Here is a 14,745-nt window from a genome sequence, read left to right on the forward strand (position 1 = left end):
AATCAAAAAAAGGCCCATCTTCGGATGGGCCTTTTTTATTGGCTACAGCATTGTTTAAAGGATCGGGGCTTGCAAAATGTTTGACCAAAAGGTCAGACATCAGTTGATTGACTGTTCCTTACACCGCCGCCGATTCCTGCACCACGCGAATAACCCGCTGCGGAAACGGAATATCGATACCGGCATTCTTCAAACGATCACGCGATTGCTCGTTAAACATGAACATCACATTCCAATAGTCGGCAGTCTTCACCCACACCCGCAGAGAAACAGTGATCGAACTGTCGCCCAGTGTGGAAATCACCGCTTCCGGTGCCGGCTCAGCCAATACTCGCGGATCCTTGGCCAGGTCCAGCAACACTTCACGGGCCTTCTGCAAGTCCGCTTCGTAGTCCACACCCACATCAAATACTACTTTGCGGGTCGGCTGGCGGTTGGTGTTGGTGATGATGCCATTCGACAGATTACCGTTAGGCACGATGATGGTTTTGTTATCGCCTGTGCGCAGAACAGTGTGGAAGATCTGGATGCTGTCGACAGTACCGGCAACACCTTGGGCTTCGATCCAGTCACCGATACGGAACGGACGGAACAACAGAATCAACACGCCGCCGGCGAAATTCGCCAGGCTGCCCTGCAGGGCCAGACCGATGGCCAGGCCGGCTGCACCGATAGCCGCGACGAAGGAGGTGGTTTCCACACCGATCATCGACGCCACGCTGACGATCAACAGAACCTTGAGAATGATGTTCGCCAGGCTGCTGATGAAGCCTTGCAGCGCCAGGTCGGCGTTGCGCAACGCCAACAGGCCGCCCAGTTTTTGCGTGACTTTGTTGATCAGCCACCAGCCAATGGCCAGGGTGATCACCGCCAGCAACACGCGGCTGCCGTATTCCATGATCATCGGAATCCAGGCTTGAGATGCCTTGACCAGGTTGTCCACTTCAGTATTCAAATCCATCTACTTTCTCCTGATTTCCGGCTGCCCGGCACGCAAAAAATGAGCGGCAGAAAGACCGCCCCCATAAGGCTCGGTCGTTTCTGCCGTTGCTTGGGCCTCGGACGTCGAAATCGCCGAGAGGTTCCCGCTTGAAAGATCAGTCGCGGAAGTTATTGAACTGCAGCGGCATGTCGAAAGTTTTGGCGCGCAGGGCGGCGATGGCTTCCTGCAGATCGTCACGCTTTTTACCGGTGATACGCACCTGCTCACCCTGAATGGCAGCCTGGACCTTGAGCTTGGCATCTTTGACGTGAGCGACAATTTTCTTCGCCAGCTCTTTGTCGATGCCTTCCTTGAGGACCGCTTCCTGCTTCATCAGCTTGCCCGACGCATAGGCATCCTTGACTTCAAGGCATTGCACGTCGATCTTGCGCTTGACCAGGGCCAGCTTGAGGATCTCGATCATCGCTTCGAGCTGGAAATCGGCTTCAGCGGTCAGGTTGACGGTCAGGTCTTTTTCCTTGAACTCGAAGCTGCCCTTGCCTTTCAGGTCATAACGACGATCGAGTTCCTTGACGGCGTTCTCGACCGCGTTGGTGACTTCGTGTTTGTCCAGTTCGGATACCACGTCGAACGACGGCATGTAATTTCTCCAATAAAAAGGCGCGCTCGATAACGATGGAGCGCGCTTGGCTTGCGGTTAAAATCGGGCTCATTATAACGGGTCTTTTCCAACCGATACTGCGAGCCTCACATGCCAGCGACAAACCGAGTAAAAAGCTGATGTCTACCCCTTGGCATGTTCTGGGCGCCGGCAGCCTCGGCACGTTGTGGGCCACCCGTCTGGCACGGGCTTCAGTGCCGGTCAGGCTGATCGTACGGGACGCGGCACGCCTGCAGGCCTATCAGGCGGCGGGCGGGCTGACGCTGGTCGAGCACGGCGAAGCGCAGCTGTACCCGGTGCCTGGCGAAACAGCCGACAGCGACGGGCCGATCAGCCGTCTGCTGGTAGCCTGTAAAGCCTATGACGCCGTAACAGCCGTGGCCCAGCTCGCCCACCGCCTGACACCGGACGCCGAACTGATCCTGTTGCAAAACGGCCTTGGCAGCCAGGACGCCGTCGCCGCGCAAGTCCCGCATGCCCGCTGCATCTTCGCTTCCAGTACCGAAGGCGCGTTTCGCGATGGCGACTGGCGTGTGGTGTTTGCCGGTCATGGTTACACCTGGCTGGGAGATGCCGGCCATCCAGTGGCACCGTTCTGGCTGGAGGACTTGAGCGACGCCGGCATTCCCCATGAGTGGAGCACCGACATTCTCACAAGGCTGTGGCGCAAGCTGGCGCTCAATTGTGCAATCAACCCGTTGACCGTCCTGCACGAATGCCGCAACGGCGGCTTGCAGCAACATCAGTGCGAAGTGGCCACCCTGTGCGCCGAACTCACCGAACTGCTGGAGCGCTGCGGCCAGCCGGCGGCAGCCGAAAACCTCCGGGAGGAAGTCGAACGGGTGATCAAGGCTACCGCGACCAATTTCTCCTCGATGTACCAGGACGTCGCCAATCAGCGCCGCACCGAAATCAGCTACCTCTTGGGCCATGCCTGCAAAGTTGCGTCGCGGCATCAGTTGAACCTGCCCCACCTCAATCAATTGCAGCAGCGCTTGATCGATCATCTGCACAGCCTTGGATTGCCCAGCGACTGAGCAGCGGCTACGCTGGCCACTTGTTCCTTTTCAGCGATGAACCTGATGCCATTGCGCCAGCGCCTTGAAAACCTTCCGGTCGGCCAGAAACTGCTGGCCGCCCTGCTGGTGCTGTTGACCACCGTTTTGCTGGTCGCCAACCTGACCTTTATCAGCGCCGCGTATTACATCTCCCAGGAAAGCATGGCCCCCCAGGCCCTGCAGACCATCGGCCGACTGGTGTCCAACCCGAGCCTGGTGTCCGACGCCCTGAAGTCGCCGCAAAACGCCGAACGCCTGCTCAACGAACTCAACAGTTATTCACCACTGCGTGCGGCAGCCCTTTACGACGGCACGGGTACGCGTCTGGCGCAGCTGCAACACGGCGACATGCTGAGCCTGCCAGAGCACTACCAGCACCTCGAAGCCTGGCAAGCCACGGAGTTTCGCAGCAATCAAGTGATCACCCTGCCCCGCCCCGGCACCGCTCCCGGGCATTTGCTGCTGGTGGCCAGCAGCGAATTGCCGATGGCGTTCTACACCGGGACCCTGACCGCCAGCCTGGGGATTCTGATCTTCAGCGTGCTGTTGTGGCTGGTGATCGCCCGGCAGATCAAACGCCTGATTACCCGCCCCATCCATCAGCTCGAAGAGCTGTCCCGGCAAGTCACCCGGGAAGAGAACTACGCCCTGCGCGCCTCTCGCGGCAACCACGACGAAATCGGCAGCCTCGCCGAAGCGTTCAACACCATGCTCTCGCGCATCGAGGCCCGGGAGCAGCAGCTCAAGCGCGCCCGCGACGATTCCCAGGCGGCTTACGACCAGGCCCAGGGGCTGGCCGAAGAAACCCGTCACACCAACCGCAAGCTGGAACTGGAAGTTCAGGTGCGGAGCAAGATCGAGAAAAAACTCACCGGTTTCCAGAACTACCTCAACAGCATCATCGACTCCATGCCATCGGCACTGATCGCCCTCGACGAGCAGCTTTACGTGACCCAGTGGAATCAGGAGGCCAGCGCACTGTCCGGCACGCGCCTGGACGAAGCCCTGAACCAGCCGATTTTTCTCGCCTTCAAACCCCTCAAGCCGTTCCTGCCGCAGCTCAAGCAAACCGTCGAGCAGCATACGGTGGCCAAGATCGAACGCGTTACCTGGCCCAAGGACGACGAACCCCGGCATTACGCCCTGACGTTCTACCCCTTGATGGGCGGTGCCGGACGTGGCGTGGTCATCCGGATCGACGACATCACCCAGCGTCTGTCCCTGGAAGAGATGATGGTGCAGTCGGAAAAAATGCTCTCGGTCGGCGGCCTCGCCGCCGGTATGGCCCATGAGATCAACAACCCGCTGGGCGCGATCCTGCACAACGTGCAGAACATTCGTCGACGTCTGTCCCCCGACCTGCCGAAGAACCTCGAACAGGCCGAGCAAATGGGCATCGAACTGGAAACGGTCAATAAGTACCTGAAAGCGCGTGAAGTACCGCAGCTGCTCGACGGCATTCAGCAGGCTGGCGCCCGGGCGGCGAAGATCGTGACCCACATGCTCAGCTTCAGCCGCCGCAGCACTCGGCAAATGGCACCATGCGACCTGCCGGCACTGATCGATCAAGCGGTGGAAATCGCCGGCAACGACTTCGACCTGGCCATTGGCTTCGACTTCAAGGGCCAGGCGATCATTCGCCAGTTCGATCCGGCGCTGGGCCCGGTACCCGGCACCGCCAACGAACTGGAACAGGTGCTGCTCAACCTGCTGAAAAACGCTGCGCAAGCCATTCACCAGCGTACAGACGACCGCGAACCGGGGCGGATCATTCTGCGCACAAAACTGAATCCGCCGTGGGCGGAAATCCAGGTCGAGGACAACGGCATCGGCATGAGCGAAAGCGTGCGCAAACGCACGTTCGAGCCGTTCTTCACCACCAAGGAAATCGGTCAGGGCACCGGCCTTGGGCTCTCGGTTTCGTATTTCATCATCACCAACAACCACAAGGGCCAGATGGAAGTGCAATCGACGCCGGGCCAAGGCACTTGCTTCACCTTGCGCCTGCCTTTGTCGGGCACTGCGGTGAACTCTCAAGAACTCAATCAGCTGTCGAGGTAACCATGGGCTTTCGTTTGTCGAAGATTTACACCCGCACCGGTGACAAAGGCGAAACCGGGCTTGGTGACGGCCGCCGGGTGCCCAAGGACCATCCGCGAATCGAGGCCATTGGCGAGGTCGATACGCTGAACAGCCAGGTGGGCGTGCTGTTGGTCGGGTTGGCCGCGCAAAGTGGCGAGTTTCCCGGACTTGGCGAAGTGATCGAGGTATTGGCGCCCTGCCAGCATCGGTTGTTCGACCTCGGTGGCGAACTGGCCATGCCGGTGTATCAGGCACTGAACACGGCAGAAATCGAACGGCTGGAAGCGGCCATTGATGTGTGGAATGAAGAACTGGGGCCGCTGGAGAATTTCATTCTGCCCGGCGGTTCGGCGCTGATTGCCCAGGCCCACGTGTGCCGCAGCCTGGCGCGCAGTGCCGAGCGCCGGTGTCAGCAATTGAATACGATCGAACCGTTGGCCGGGGTGGGCCTGGCGTATATCAATCGGTTGTCGGATTTGTTGTTTGTGGCGGCACGGTTGATTGCCAAGCGCCAGGGGATTGCCGAGATTTTATGGCAGCCTGCGGCGAAACCTTCAAACTGATCGACTGATCATTCCCACGTGGAGCGTGGGAATGATCACAGCACTGCAAATCAAGCCTCAGGCCAGAACGCCCGAATTCCCGCCACACCCTGCGCGCCCGCTTCCCAGGCTTTCTGCCGCTCTACCGGGCTAACACCACCCAACAAGAACACCGGTTTGCTGAAGCCTTCGATCAAAGTCGACGCCAGCTCCCAACCCAGCGGCTGAGCATCCGGGTGCGTCTGGGTCGGCTGCACCGGCGACAGGGTCACAAAGTCCACGCCCATCTGCTCGGCCAGCGCCAGCTCTTCAGCGTTGTGGCAGGACGCCGCCAACCAGCGCGACGCCGGTAGCGGTCGGCCGGCCGCCGCGTACTTGCGCAACTGCGCGGCAGTGATGTGCCAGCCGGCGGACGGAAAGTCCCCCAGCCATTCAAACGGCCCCTTGATCATCAACTGCGCCTTGCCGGCACACAGCCCTGCCGCGTCCACCGCCAAATCGCGGTATTGCGGGTCATAGCCATTGGGCGCACGCAACTGAATCAGCTTGATGCCGCCCGCGATGGCTTTCTGAATACCGCGCAGCAAGGCCGGGGTTTCCAGACCGTCCGGGGTGATCAGGTACTCGCCAGGCAAGCGTGCTGCCGAGACGATCGGCTGGTTGGCGGCTGGAAACTCGTAGTCCAGCAGTTCCCGCGCAGTCACCCAGGCCAAAGGCTGACCTTCGGCACCATGGGGTTCGCCGGTAAACGCCGAGACTTCCCAGACATCCAGCAACACCTGCTTGTCCGGGTAGTCGTGGCGAACCTTGATCAACGGTCGCGCGGTATTGACCACGATGCCCAACTCTTCGTGAAGCTCGCGGGCCAGGGCGGTTTCGACGGATTCGTTATCCTCGACCTTGCCACCGGGGAACTCCCACAAGCCGCCCTGATGCTGGGTGTCGGCACGCCGGGCGATGAGGATCTTGCCGTTGCTATCGCGGATAACCGCCGCGGCCACGTGTACTCGTTTCACTGCCCGACCTCCTCCAGACCTGCCTTCTGCCAGGCCTTGAAAGCTGGCCATTGGTAAATGGTTTCGACATAGGCTGCATCGACCTCGGGCAGCTTCACTTGATAGGTGCGCAGGCGGACGGCGATCGGTGCGAAAAACGCATCGGCCAGGGTCGCGCCACCGAACAGGAACGGGCCGGCTTCAGTCGCGGCCGCACGACATTCAGCCCACAACGCCAGCATGCGCTCGATCTCGGCCTGAACGTCAGGCGGAGTCGGCAACAACGGCGCATTGTGGCTCAGGTCGAACGGCATGTTGCCGCGCATGGCGAAGAAGCCGCTGTGCATCTGCGCGCAGGCCGAACGCGCCTGGGCGCGGGCGGCGGTGTCTTTGGGCCAGAGGCCGGCATCGGGGAATTGCTCGGCCAGGTACTCGGCAATCGCCAGCGAATCGGCGATGGTGCCGTGTTCGCTTTTCAGCAGCGGGACTTTCCCGGTCGGCGAATGCTTGAGCACGCGTGCGCGGGTGTCCGGCTGGTTCAGCTTGATCAGTTCTTCGGTGTAGGACGCGCCGGTCAGGTCGAGGGCCAGCGCGGCGCGCAGGGACCAGGAAGAATACAGTTTGTCGCCGATGATCAGGTGGAGGCTCATGTTCGGGCGCCTTTTGGTAAGAGTACAAGCCAGAATCTTTAGCGTCTGGTGGTCCGTCTTCGTGGGCAAGTCGGATCGCCGCACAGCTCGCTCCTACAGGTGGTGTGACCTGTAGGAACGAGGTTTGCCCGCGAAAGCGATCTGTCTTACGTGCGGTACTCGGCGTTGATCTTCACGTATTCGTGGGACAGGTCGGTGGTCCAGATGGTTTCGCTGCAATCGCCGCGACCCAGCTCGATGCGGATGGTGATTTCTTCCTGCTGCATCACCGCCGCGCCCTGGGCTTCGGTGTAGGTGGCAGAACGCGCGCCACGGCTGGCGATGCACACCTCGCCAAGGAATACGTCGATCTTGCTCACGTCCAGGTTCGGTACACCGGCACGGCCTACAGCGGCCAGGATGCGGCCCCAGTTCGGGTCGGAGGCGAACAGCGCAGTCTTGATCAGCGGCGAGTGGGCCACGGTGTAACCGACGTCCAGGCATTCCTGGTGATTGCCGCCGCCGTTGACTTCAACGGTGACGAACTTGGTCGCGCCTTCGCCGTCACGCACGATGGCCTGGGCTACGTCCATGCACACTTCGAATACCGCTTGTTTCAACTTGGCGAACAGCTCGCCTTCGGCACGGGTGATTTCCGGCAGTGCGGCCTTGCCGGTGGCGATCAGCATGCAGCAGTCGTTAGTCGAGGTGTCGCCGTCGATGGTGATGCGGTTGAACGACTTGTTGGCGCCGTCCAGCAGCAGGTTTTGCAGCACCTCGCGGGAGACTTTGGCGTCGGTGGCGATGTAACCGAGCATGGTCGCCATGTTCGGGCGAATCATGCCCGCGCCTTTGCTGATGCCGGTGACAGTGATGGTCACGCCGTCATGCTGGAACTGACGGCTGGCGCCCTTGGGTAGAGTGTCGGTGGTCATGATGCCGGTGGCGGCAGCTTCCCAGTTGTTTTCCGACAAATCATCGAGGGCAGCTTGCAATGCGCCTTCGATTTTCTCGACCGGCAGCGGTTCGCCGATCACGCCGGTGGAATACGGCAGCACCAGGCTGGCATCAACGCCGGTCAGCTCGGCCAGCTTGGCGCAGGTGCGCTCGGCGGCGGCCAGGCCTGGTTCGCCGGTGCCGGCGTTGGCATTGCCGGTGTTGGTCAGCAGGTAACGTACCGGACCTTGCACGCGTTGCTTGGCCAGGATCACGGGAGCGGCGCAAAAGGCGTTCAGGGTGAACACGCCCGCCACTGTGGAACCTTCGGCACAGCGCATGACCACGACATCCTTGCGCCCCGGGCGCTTGATACCGGCCGAGGCGATACCGAGTTCAAAACCGGCAACCGGGTGCAACGTTGGCAAAGGACCAAGACCAACAGCCATGAATGCGCTCCTTAAAAAATGTTGTCACCGTCAGTGCGATGGACGGTGGTTTAAATGGCAAAACGCCGCGACGGCAGAAGCCGGTCGCGGCGCGGGTATTTCAGCGTTTGAAACGGGGTTTACTGGATCTGCCCGTGGCAATGCTTGTACTTCTTGCCCGAGCCGCAGTAGCACAGCTCGTTACGGCCCAGCTTCTGCTCGTTGCGAACCGGTGCGGTGGCGAGAGCTACATCGATCTCTTCACCCAACACTTCCGGTTGCTCCAGGCCAGGCGCTTCGTCGTGCTGGAACTGCATGCGCGCAGCCAGCGCCTCGGCTTCCTGACGCAGACGTTGCTCTTCGGCTTCCGGATCTTCGCGGCGCACCTGAACGTGCGACAGCACACGAATCGAGTCGCGCTTGATCGAATCCAGCAGCTCGGAGAACAAGGTGAAGGACTCGCGCTTGTACTCTTGCTTCGGGTTCTTCTGCGCATAACCACGCAAGTGAATGCCGTGACGCAGGTGATCCATGGTCGACAGGTGGTCTTTCCACAGGTCGTCGAGCACGCGCAGTACGATTTGCTTCTCGAAGGAGCGCAGTGCTTCGGCACCGGCCTGGTCTTCTTTCTCGTTGTACGCGGCGATCAGTTCGTTGAGCAGCTTCTCACGCAGGGTTTCTTCGTACAGGTGGTCGTCTTCGTCGAGCCATTGCTGGATCGGCAGCGCCACACCGAAGTCGCTCTGCAACGCCGCTTCCAGACCGGACACGTCCCACTGCTCAGGCAGCGATTGTGGCGGAATGTGTGCGCTGACGGTTGCGTTGAGCACGTCCTGACGGAAATCGGCAATGGTTTCGCCAATATTGTCGGCGGCCAACAAACTGTTACGCATGTGATAGATCACTTTACGTTGTTCGTTGTTGACGTCGTCGAACTCAAGCAGCTGCTTACGGATGTCGAAGTTGCGGCCTTCAACCTTGCGCTGAGCCTTCTCGATGGCGTTGGTCACCATGCGGTGCTCGATCGCTTCACCGGACTGCATGCCCAGCGCCTTCATGAAGTTCTTCACCCGGTCAGAGGCGAAGATGCGCATCAGGCTGTCTTCCAGCGACAGGTAGAAACGGCTGGAACCGGCGTCGCCCTGACGACCGGCACGACCGCGCAACTGGTTGTCGATACGACGCGATTCGTGACGCTCGGAAGCGATCACCTGCAAGCCGCCCGACTCCAGCACTTGCTGGTGACGTTTCTGCCAGTCGGCCTTGATCTGGGCAATCTGCTCAGGGGTCGGGTCTTCCAGCGAAGCCACTTCCACTTCCCAGTTACCGCCCAACAGGATGTCGGTACCACGACCGGCCATGTTGGTGGCGATGGTCAGTGCACCCGGACGACCGGCCTGAGCGATGATTTCGGCTTCTTTTTCGTGGAACTTGGCGTTCAGAACCTTGTGTTCGATGCCTTCCTTCTGAAGCAGGCCGGACATGTGCTCGGACGTTTCGATGGTGGCGGTACCCACCAGCACTGGACGGCCCTGAGCCATGCACTCCTTGATGTCGCCGATGATCGCCGCGTATTTCTCTTCGGCGGTCAGGAACACCAGGTCGTTGTAGTCTTTACGCGCCAACGGCTTGTTCGGCGGGATGACCATGACCTGCAGGCCATAGATCTGATGGAATTCGAACGCTTCGGTGTCCGCGGTACCGGTCATGCCGGACAGCTTGTTGTACAGACGGAAGTAGTTCTGGAACGTGGTCGACGCCAGGGTCTGGCTCTCGGCCTGGATGTTCAGGTTTTCCTTGGCTTCGATGGCCTGGTGCAGACCTTCGGACAAACGGCGACCCGGCATGGTACGGCCGGTGTGTTCGTCGACCAGCACCACCTGACCGTCCTGCACGATGTACTCGACATTGCGATGGAACAGTTTGTGCGCACGCAGGCCGGCATAGACGTGAGTCAGCAAGCCCAGGTTATGCGCCGAATACAGGCTCTCGCCTTCAGCCAGCAGGCCGACGCGGGTGAGCATTTCTTCGATGAACTGGTGACCGGCTTCGTTGAGTTCGACCTGACGGGTCTTCTCGTCGATGGTGTAATGGCCAGCCTTGGTGACTTCCCCTTCGACTTCCTCGATGTGCAATTCAAGCTGCGGGATCAGTTTGTTGATCTCGATGTACAGCTTGGAGCTGTCCTCGGCCTGACCGGAGATGATCAGCGGGGTACGGGCTTCGTCGATGAGGATGGAGTCGACTTCGTCGATCACGGCAAAATTGAGTTCGCGCTGGAATTTTTCTTCCATGCTGAACGCCATGTTGTCGCGCAGGTAGTCGAAACCGAATTCGTTGTTGGTGCCGTAGGTGATGTCGGCGGCGTAAGCGGCGCGCTTCTCTTCCGGCGGCTGGAATGGCGTGACCACGCCGACCGTCATGCCAAGGAATTCGTAGAGCGGACGCATCCAGTTGGCGTCACGACGGGCCAGGTAGTCGTTCACCGTCACAACGTGCACGCCCTTGCCGGACAGCGCGTTGAGGTAAACGCCCAGTGTTGCCACCAGGGTCTTGCCTTCACCGGTACGCATTTCCGCGATCATGCCTTCATGCAAGGTCATGCCGCCGATCAGCTGGACATCGAAGTGGCGCATACCCATGACGCGCTTACCGGCTTCGCGGGCGACCGCAAAGGCTTCTGGCAGCAGCTTGTCGAGGGTTTCCCCTTTGGCGAGGCGGGCCTTGAACTCGTTGGTCTTGGCACGCAATTGATCGTCCGAAAGGGCCACCATTTGCTCTTCGAAGGCATTGACGAGCTGCACCGTCTTGAGCATGCGTTTGACTTCACGCTCGTTCTTGCTTCCAAAAAGTTTCTTTAACAAAGGCGCAAACATATCGGCAGGATCTTCCACACTAAAGGGATGGAGGGCGGCCCCGTGAGTCGCCCGTGCAGCCCTCATGGCCGCATGCGAACGAGCATTCTACCCGGAAACGATGGTGAGGAAAGTGGCGTTGTTCCACGATGCATGCACTGCGCTGTGACGGGGCTCACTTAAAATAAGGGCTTTTTACTGAACTTCAACCCATTGAGGGTACAAGTTACTCGTTGATTTAATGGGTAAAGCGCTCGTAAAGCAATGGGTCGGGACCAGCGGGTGCTTTCTGTTACCATAGCCGTTCTGTTACTTCAGGTGTTCGATCATGGCATTTCGCCCTCTCACGGCCAGAGCACCCGCCGTTCTGCTTCGCGAAGCCAAACCGCTGAAAGCCATCTTTGGCCACGCTCAACGCCTGGGTCATTTGCAACGTCTGGTGGAAAGCCAGCTGCAACCGGCCGCCCGCGAGCATTGCCATGTGGCGTCGTGGCGCGAAGGCAGTTTATTGCTGATTGTCACCGACGGTCACTGGGCCACCCGCCTGCGTTATCAACAAAAGCGTCTGCAACGCCAGTTACAGCTGTTCGACGAGTTCGCCAGCCTGACGCGGATCCTGTTCAAGGTGCAGCCACCGACCGTTCAGCAAGGAGCGGCTGGGCATACCATGGATTTGTCGACGGATGCCGCGGCGACCATTCAGGCGACGGCTGACGGGATTACCGACCCGAATCTAAGGGCGGCGCTGGAGCGCCTTGCGGCGCACGCAAAACCTAAATCCTGACTCAAATTTAATGTGGGAGCGCCACACCGCCGCTCCCACATTTTGACTGCGTACACTCGCTAGCGGCGCTTACTGCCCCCAAGCAATGACCCCATCAACCCGCGTACCAGTTGTCGGCCCAATTGATTGGCCGCCTGTCGCATCGCCGATTTAAGCGCCTGTCCTGCGGCCGTACCGAGGAATTCCCCGGCCTGTTCGGTGAAACTCGGCTCTTCGGGGGCAGGTTTGCCCGGCGCGGTTTCAGGCTCCGGCGCCAACCCCCTGCGCCCCATCAGCACTTCATAGGCCGATTCGCGATCAACCGGTTTGTCATATCGCCCTTTAAACGGCGAACCGGCAATCAGCACCGTGCGCTCAGTCTCGGTCAGCGGCCCGATCCGCGATTGCGGCGGTGCGACCAGTACACGCTGGACCATCTCCGGCGTGCCCTTGTCCTGCAAGGTGCCGACCAATGCCTCGCCGATGCCCAGCTCAGTCAACACCGACAAGGCATCAAATGCCGGGTTCGGCCGGAAGCCCTCGGCCACTGCACGCAGGGATTTCTGCTCTTTGGCGGTGAACGCGCGCAAGCCGTGCTGAACACGCAGGCCCAACTGAGCCAGCACATCATCCGGTAAGTCCCCCGGCGATTGGGTGACGAAATACACGCCCACGCCTTTCGAACGGATCAGCCGCACCACTTGTTCCAGACGATCCTGCAACGCCTTGGGCGTACCGGCGAACAACAAGTGCGCCTCGTCGAAAAACAGCGCCAGCAGCGGTTTATCGGCATCGCCGCGTTCCGGCAGTTGCTCGAACAATTCAGCCAGCAACCACAGCAGGAACGTCGCGTAGACTTTCGGTGCTTCGTGCACCAGACGGCTGGCGTCGAGCAAGTGGATGCGCCCGCGACCGTCCATCGCCGGCTGCAAAATATCTTCCAGTTGCAGTGCCGGTTCACCGAACAACGCTTCGGCGCCCTGCTGTTCCAGCGTCGCCAAACGGCGCAACAGTGCCTGGCTGGAACCGGTGGTCATCAGCGCGGCGTCATCGCCCAGCAATTCGGGGTTATCGCGCAGATGATTGAGCAGCGCCTTCAAATCCTTCAAATCCAGCAGCAACAGCCCTTCGCGGTCGGCCACCTTGAACGCGGCATAAAGTGCCGACTGCTGACTGTCGGTCAGCTCCAGCAGGCTGCCGAGCAGCAACGGTCCCATTTCGCTCAAGGTGGTGCGCAATGGATGACCGGACTGACCGTGAATATCCCACAGGGTTACCGGATACGCCTGAGGCTTATGGTTCAGCCAGGGCATGCCGGCGATCCGCTCCGCGACCTTGCCTTGAGGGTTACCGGCGGCGCCCAGGCCGCACAAGTCGCCTTTGATATCCGCCGCGAACACCGCCACGCCTGCATCGCTGAACGCTTCGGCCAGGCGCTGCAACGTAACGGTTTTACCGGTCCCGGTAGCGCCCGCTACCAAACCGTGACGGTTCGCCAGGCGCATGGCCTGGGCGATTGGCTGGCCAGCGAGGTCAGCGCCGATAACGAGTTGCGATGAGTCAGGCATTTTGTCACCCATGGTTAATCTTTGATCCTGCATGGCCGATAACAACCGAGAGACCAGACTGAAAATAGCGTCGGTAATTCCCTAAGGAGAGACGGAACTATCAGCTTACTTTCAACACTGCCCAATTTGCGTGCCTTTATAAAAGCACGCCCTGGACATTAAGACCTAGCGGACCCCAAGCCATGAATAAAAACCTGCGCTTCAGCCATAAAATACTGCTTGCCGCCGCCCTGATCGTTATCGCCGCATTCGCTTCGTTCACACTGTACAACGACTATTTGCAGCGCAATGCGATACGCCGCGACCTGGACAACTACCTGCAAGAAATGGGTAACGTCACCGCCAAGAACATTCAGACCTGGCTGGCGGGTCGTAGCCTGTTGATCGAAAACCTGTCACAGACCGTTGCCCTGAACGCCGAGACCGACAACGTCGCCAAACTGCTGGAACAGAAGGCTGTCACATCGACCTTCATGGGTGCCTACCTGGGCAACAAGGATGGCACCTTCATTATCCGTCCGGACAGCAAGATGCCCGACGGCTATGACCCTCGCGTCCGCCCTTGGTACAAGAGCGCGCAAAGCACCAGCGGGTCAGCCTTGACCGAACCTTACATCGACCTGGCGTCTGGCCAGTTGGTGATTTCCATCGTCGACAGCGTTCTCAAGGACGGTCAGAACATCGGTGTGGTCGGTGGCGACCTGAGCCTGCAAGCGATCACCGACAGCCTCAACGCGCTGGACTTCGACGGCATGGGCTATGCGTTCCTGGTCAGCGCCGACGGCAAGATCCTGGTCCACCCGGACAAAACGCTGGCGATGAAAAACCTCAAGGACGTCTACCCACAAGACACGCCCGTCATCGGTAATAAGCCGAGCGAGATCGAAGTCGACGGCAAAACCCGCATCGTGACCTTCACCCCGATCAAGGGACTGTCCTCGGTCAACTGGTACATCGGCCTGTCGGTGGACAAGGACAAAGCCTTCTCCATGCTCAGCGAATTCCGCACCTCGGCGATCATCGCGACCCTGATTGCAGTGGCCATCATCATTGGCTTGCTGGGCATGCTGATCCGCCTGCTGATCCAGCCGCTGCACGTGATGACCCGCGCCATGGAAGACATCGCCGACGGTGAAGGCGACCTGACCAAACGCCTGACCATCCAGAATCAGGACGAATTCGGCGTCCTTGGCACGGCGTTCAATCGTTTCGTGGAGCGAATTCATACATCGATCCGCGAAGTGTCCTCGGCCACCGGCCAGGTCAACGAAGTGGCCTTGCGGGT

The 14,745-nt window shown here is 59.9% G+C and carries 11 protein-coding genes and 1 pseudogene; 5 read left to right on the forward strand and 7 right to left on the reverse strand.

The features are described 5' to 3' along the window. Positions 1-118 precede the first annotated feature (118 nt). Together AC07VO_RS16665 and AC07VO_RS16670 are read right to left on the reverse strand one after the other, a co-directional pair. Positions 119-961, reverse strand: coding sequence for a mechanosensitive ion channel family protein (locus AC07VO_RS16665; protein WP_258613219.1), 843 nt, complete (start codon positions 959-961; stop codon positions 119-121). A gap of 136 nt (positions 962-1,097) precedes the next feature. Next, on the reverse strand, positions 1,098-1,583 hold the full coding sequence (locus AC07VO_RS16670; RefSeq protein ID WP_018926510.1) for a YajQ family cyclic di-GMP-binding protein: 486 nt from the start codon (positions 1,581-1,583) through the stop codon (positions 1,098-1,100). Positions 1,584-1,723: 140 nt separating this feature from the next. Between AC07VO_RS16670 and AC07VO_RS16675 the strand changes: the two genes are divergently transcribed. The 3 genes from AC07VO_RS16675 to AC07VO_RS16685 are packed head-to-tail and all read left to right on the forward strand — an operon-like array spanning position 1,724 to position 5,307. Next, a complete protein-coding gene (locus tag AC07VO_RS16675) occupies positions 1,724-2,641 on the forward strand; it encodes a putative 2-dehydropantoate 2-reductase (protein ID WP_086944496.1) in 918 nt (305 codons plus the stop codon). A 45-nt stretch (positions 2,642-2,686) separates the two neighbouring features. Next, a complete protein-coding gene (locus tag AC07VO_RS16680; protein ID WP_064621203.1) occupies positions 2,687-4,723 on the forward strand; it encodes a sensor histidine kinase in 2,037 nt (678 codons plus the stop codon). Positions 4,724-4,725: 2 nt separating this feature from the next. After that, the gene (locus tag AC07VO_RS16685; protein WP_495007620.1) at positions 4,726-5,307 is read left to right on the forward strand and encodes a cob(I)yrinic acid a,c-diamide adenosyltransferase; all 582 of its coding nucleotides are present in this window, start codon (positions 4,726-4,728) and stop codon (positions 5,305-5,307) included. A gap of 50 nt (positions 5,308-5,357) precedes the next feature. On the opposite strand, the gene AC07VO_RS16690 is transcribed toward AC07VO_RS16685, so the two are convergent. The 4 genes from AC07VO_RS16690 to secA all read right to left on the reverse strand — a co-directional run bounded on the left by AC07VO_RS16690 (position 5,358) and on the right by secA (position 11,150). After that, entirely contained in the window at positions 5,358-6,302 is a 945-nt protein-coding gene (locus AC07VO_RS16690; protein WP_495007621.1) for a Nudix family hydrolase, read from the reverse strand. Continuing rightward, entirely contained in the window at positions 6,299-6,931 is a 633-nt protein-coding gene (locus AC07VO_RS16695) for a glutathione S-transferase family protein (RefSeq protein WP_019581491.1), read from the reverse strand. The genes AC07VO_RS16690 and AC07VO_RS16695 overlap by 4 nt, the downstream gene beginning before the upstream one ends. A 146-nt stretch (positions 6,932-7,077) precedes the next feature. Then, positions 7,078-8,295: a bifunctional glutamate N-acetyltransferase/amino-acid acetyltransferase ArgJ gene (argJ, locus tag AC07VO_RS16700; protein ID WP_019581492.1), complete on the reverse strand. Its 1,218-nt coding sequence runs from the start codon at positions 8,293-8,295 to the stop codon at positions 7,078-7,080. Between the two features lie 119 nt (positions 8,296-8,414). Further along, positions 8,415-11,150: a preprotein translocase subunit SecA gene (secA, locus tag AC07VO_RS16705; protein ID WP_018926517.1), complete on the reverse strand. Its 2,736-nt coding sequence runs from the start codon at positions 11,148-11,150 to the stop codon at positions 8,415-8,417. Between the two features lie 307 nt (positions 11,151-11,457). Between secA and AC07VO_RS16710 the strand changes: the two genes are divergently transcribed. Further along, positions 11,458-11,913: a DUF721 domain-containing protein gene (locus AC07VO_RS16710; protein ID WP_018926518.1), complete on the forward strand. Its 456-nt coding sequence runs from the start codon at positions 11,458-11,460 to the stop codon at positions 11,911-11,913. A gap of 59 nt (positions 11,914-11,972) precedes the next feature. Here the strand turns inward: AC07VO_RS16710 and AC07VO_RS16715 are convergent, their stop codons facing one another. Next, the gene (locus AC07VO_RS16715) at positions 11,973-13,460 is read right to left on the reverse strand and encodes a helicase HerA-like domain-containing protein (RefSeq protein WP_495007622.1); all 1,488 of its coding nucleotides are present in this window, start codon (positions 13,458-13,460) and stop codon (positions 11,973-11,975) included. Positions 13,461-13,642: 182 nt separating this feature from the next. Here AC07VO_RS16715 and AC07VO_RS16720 point away from each other — a divergent pair. Beyond that, positions 13,643-14,674, forward strand: a pseudogene (locus tag AC07VO_RS16720) (HAMP domain-containing protein); the annotation flags it as partial. Positions 14,675-14,745 lie beyond the last annotated feature (71 nt).

The sequence above is a fragment of the Pseudomonas sp. GW821-FHT03E01 genome (assembly GCF_059420765.1).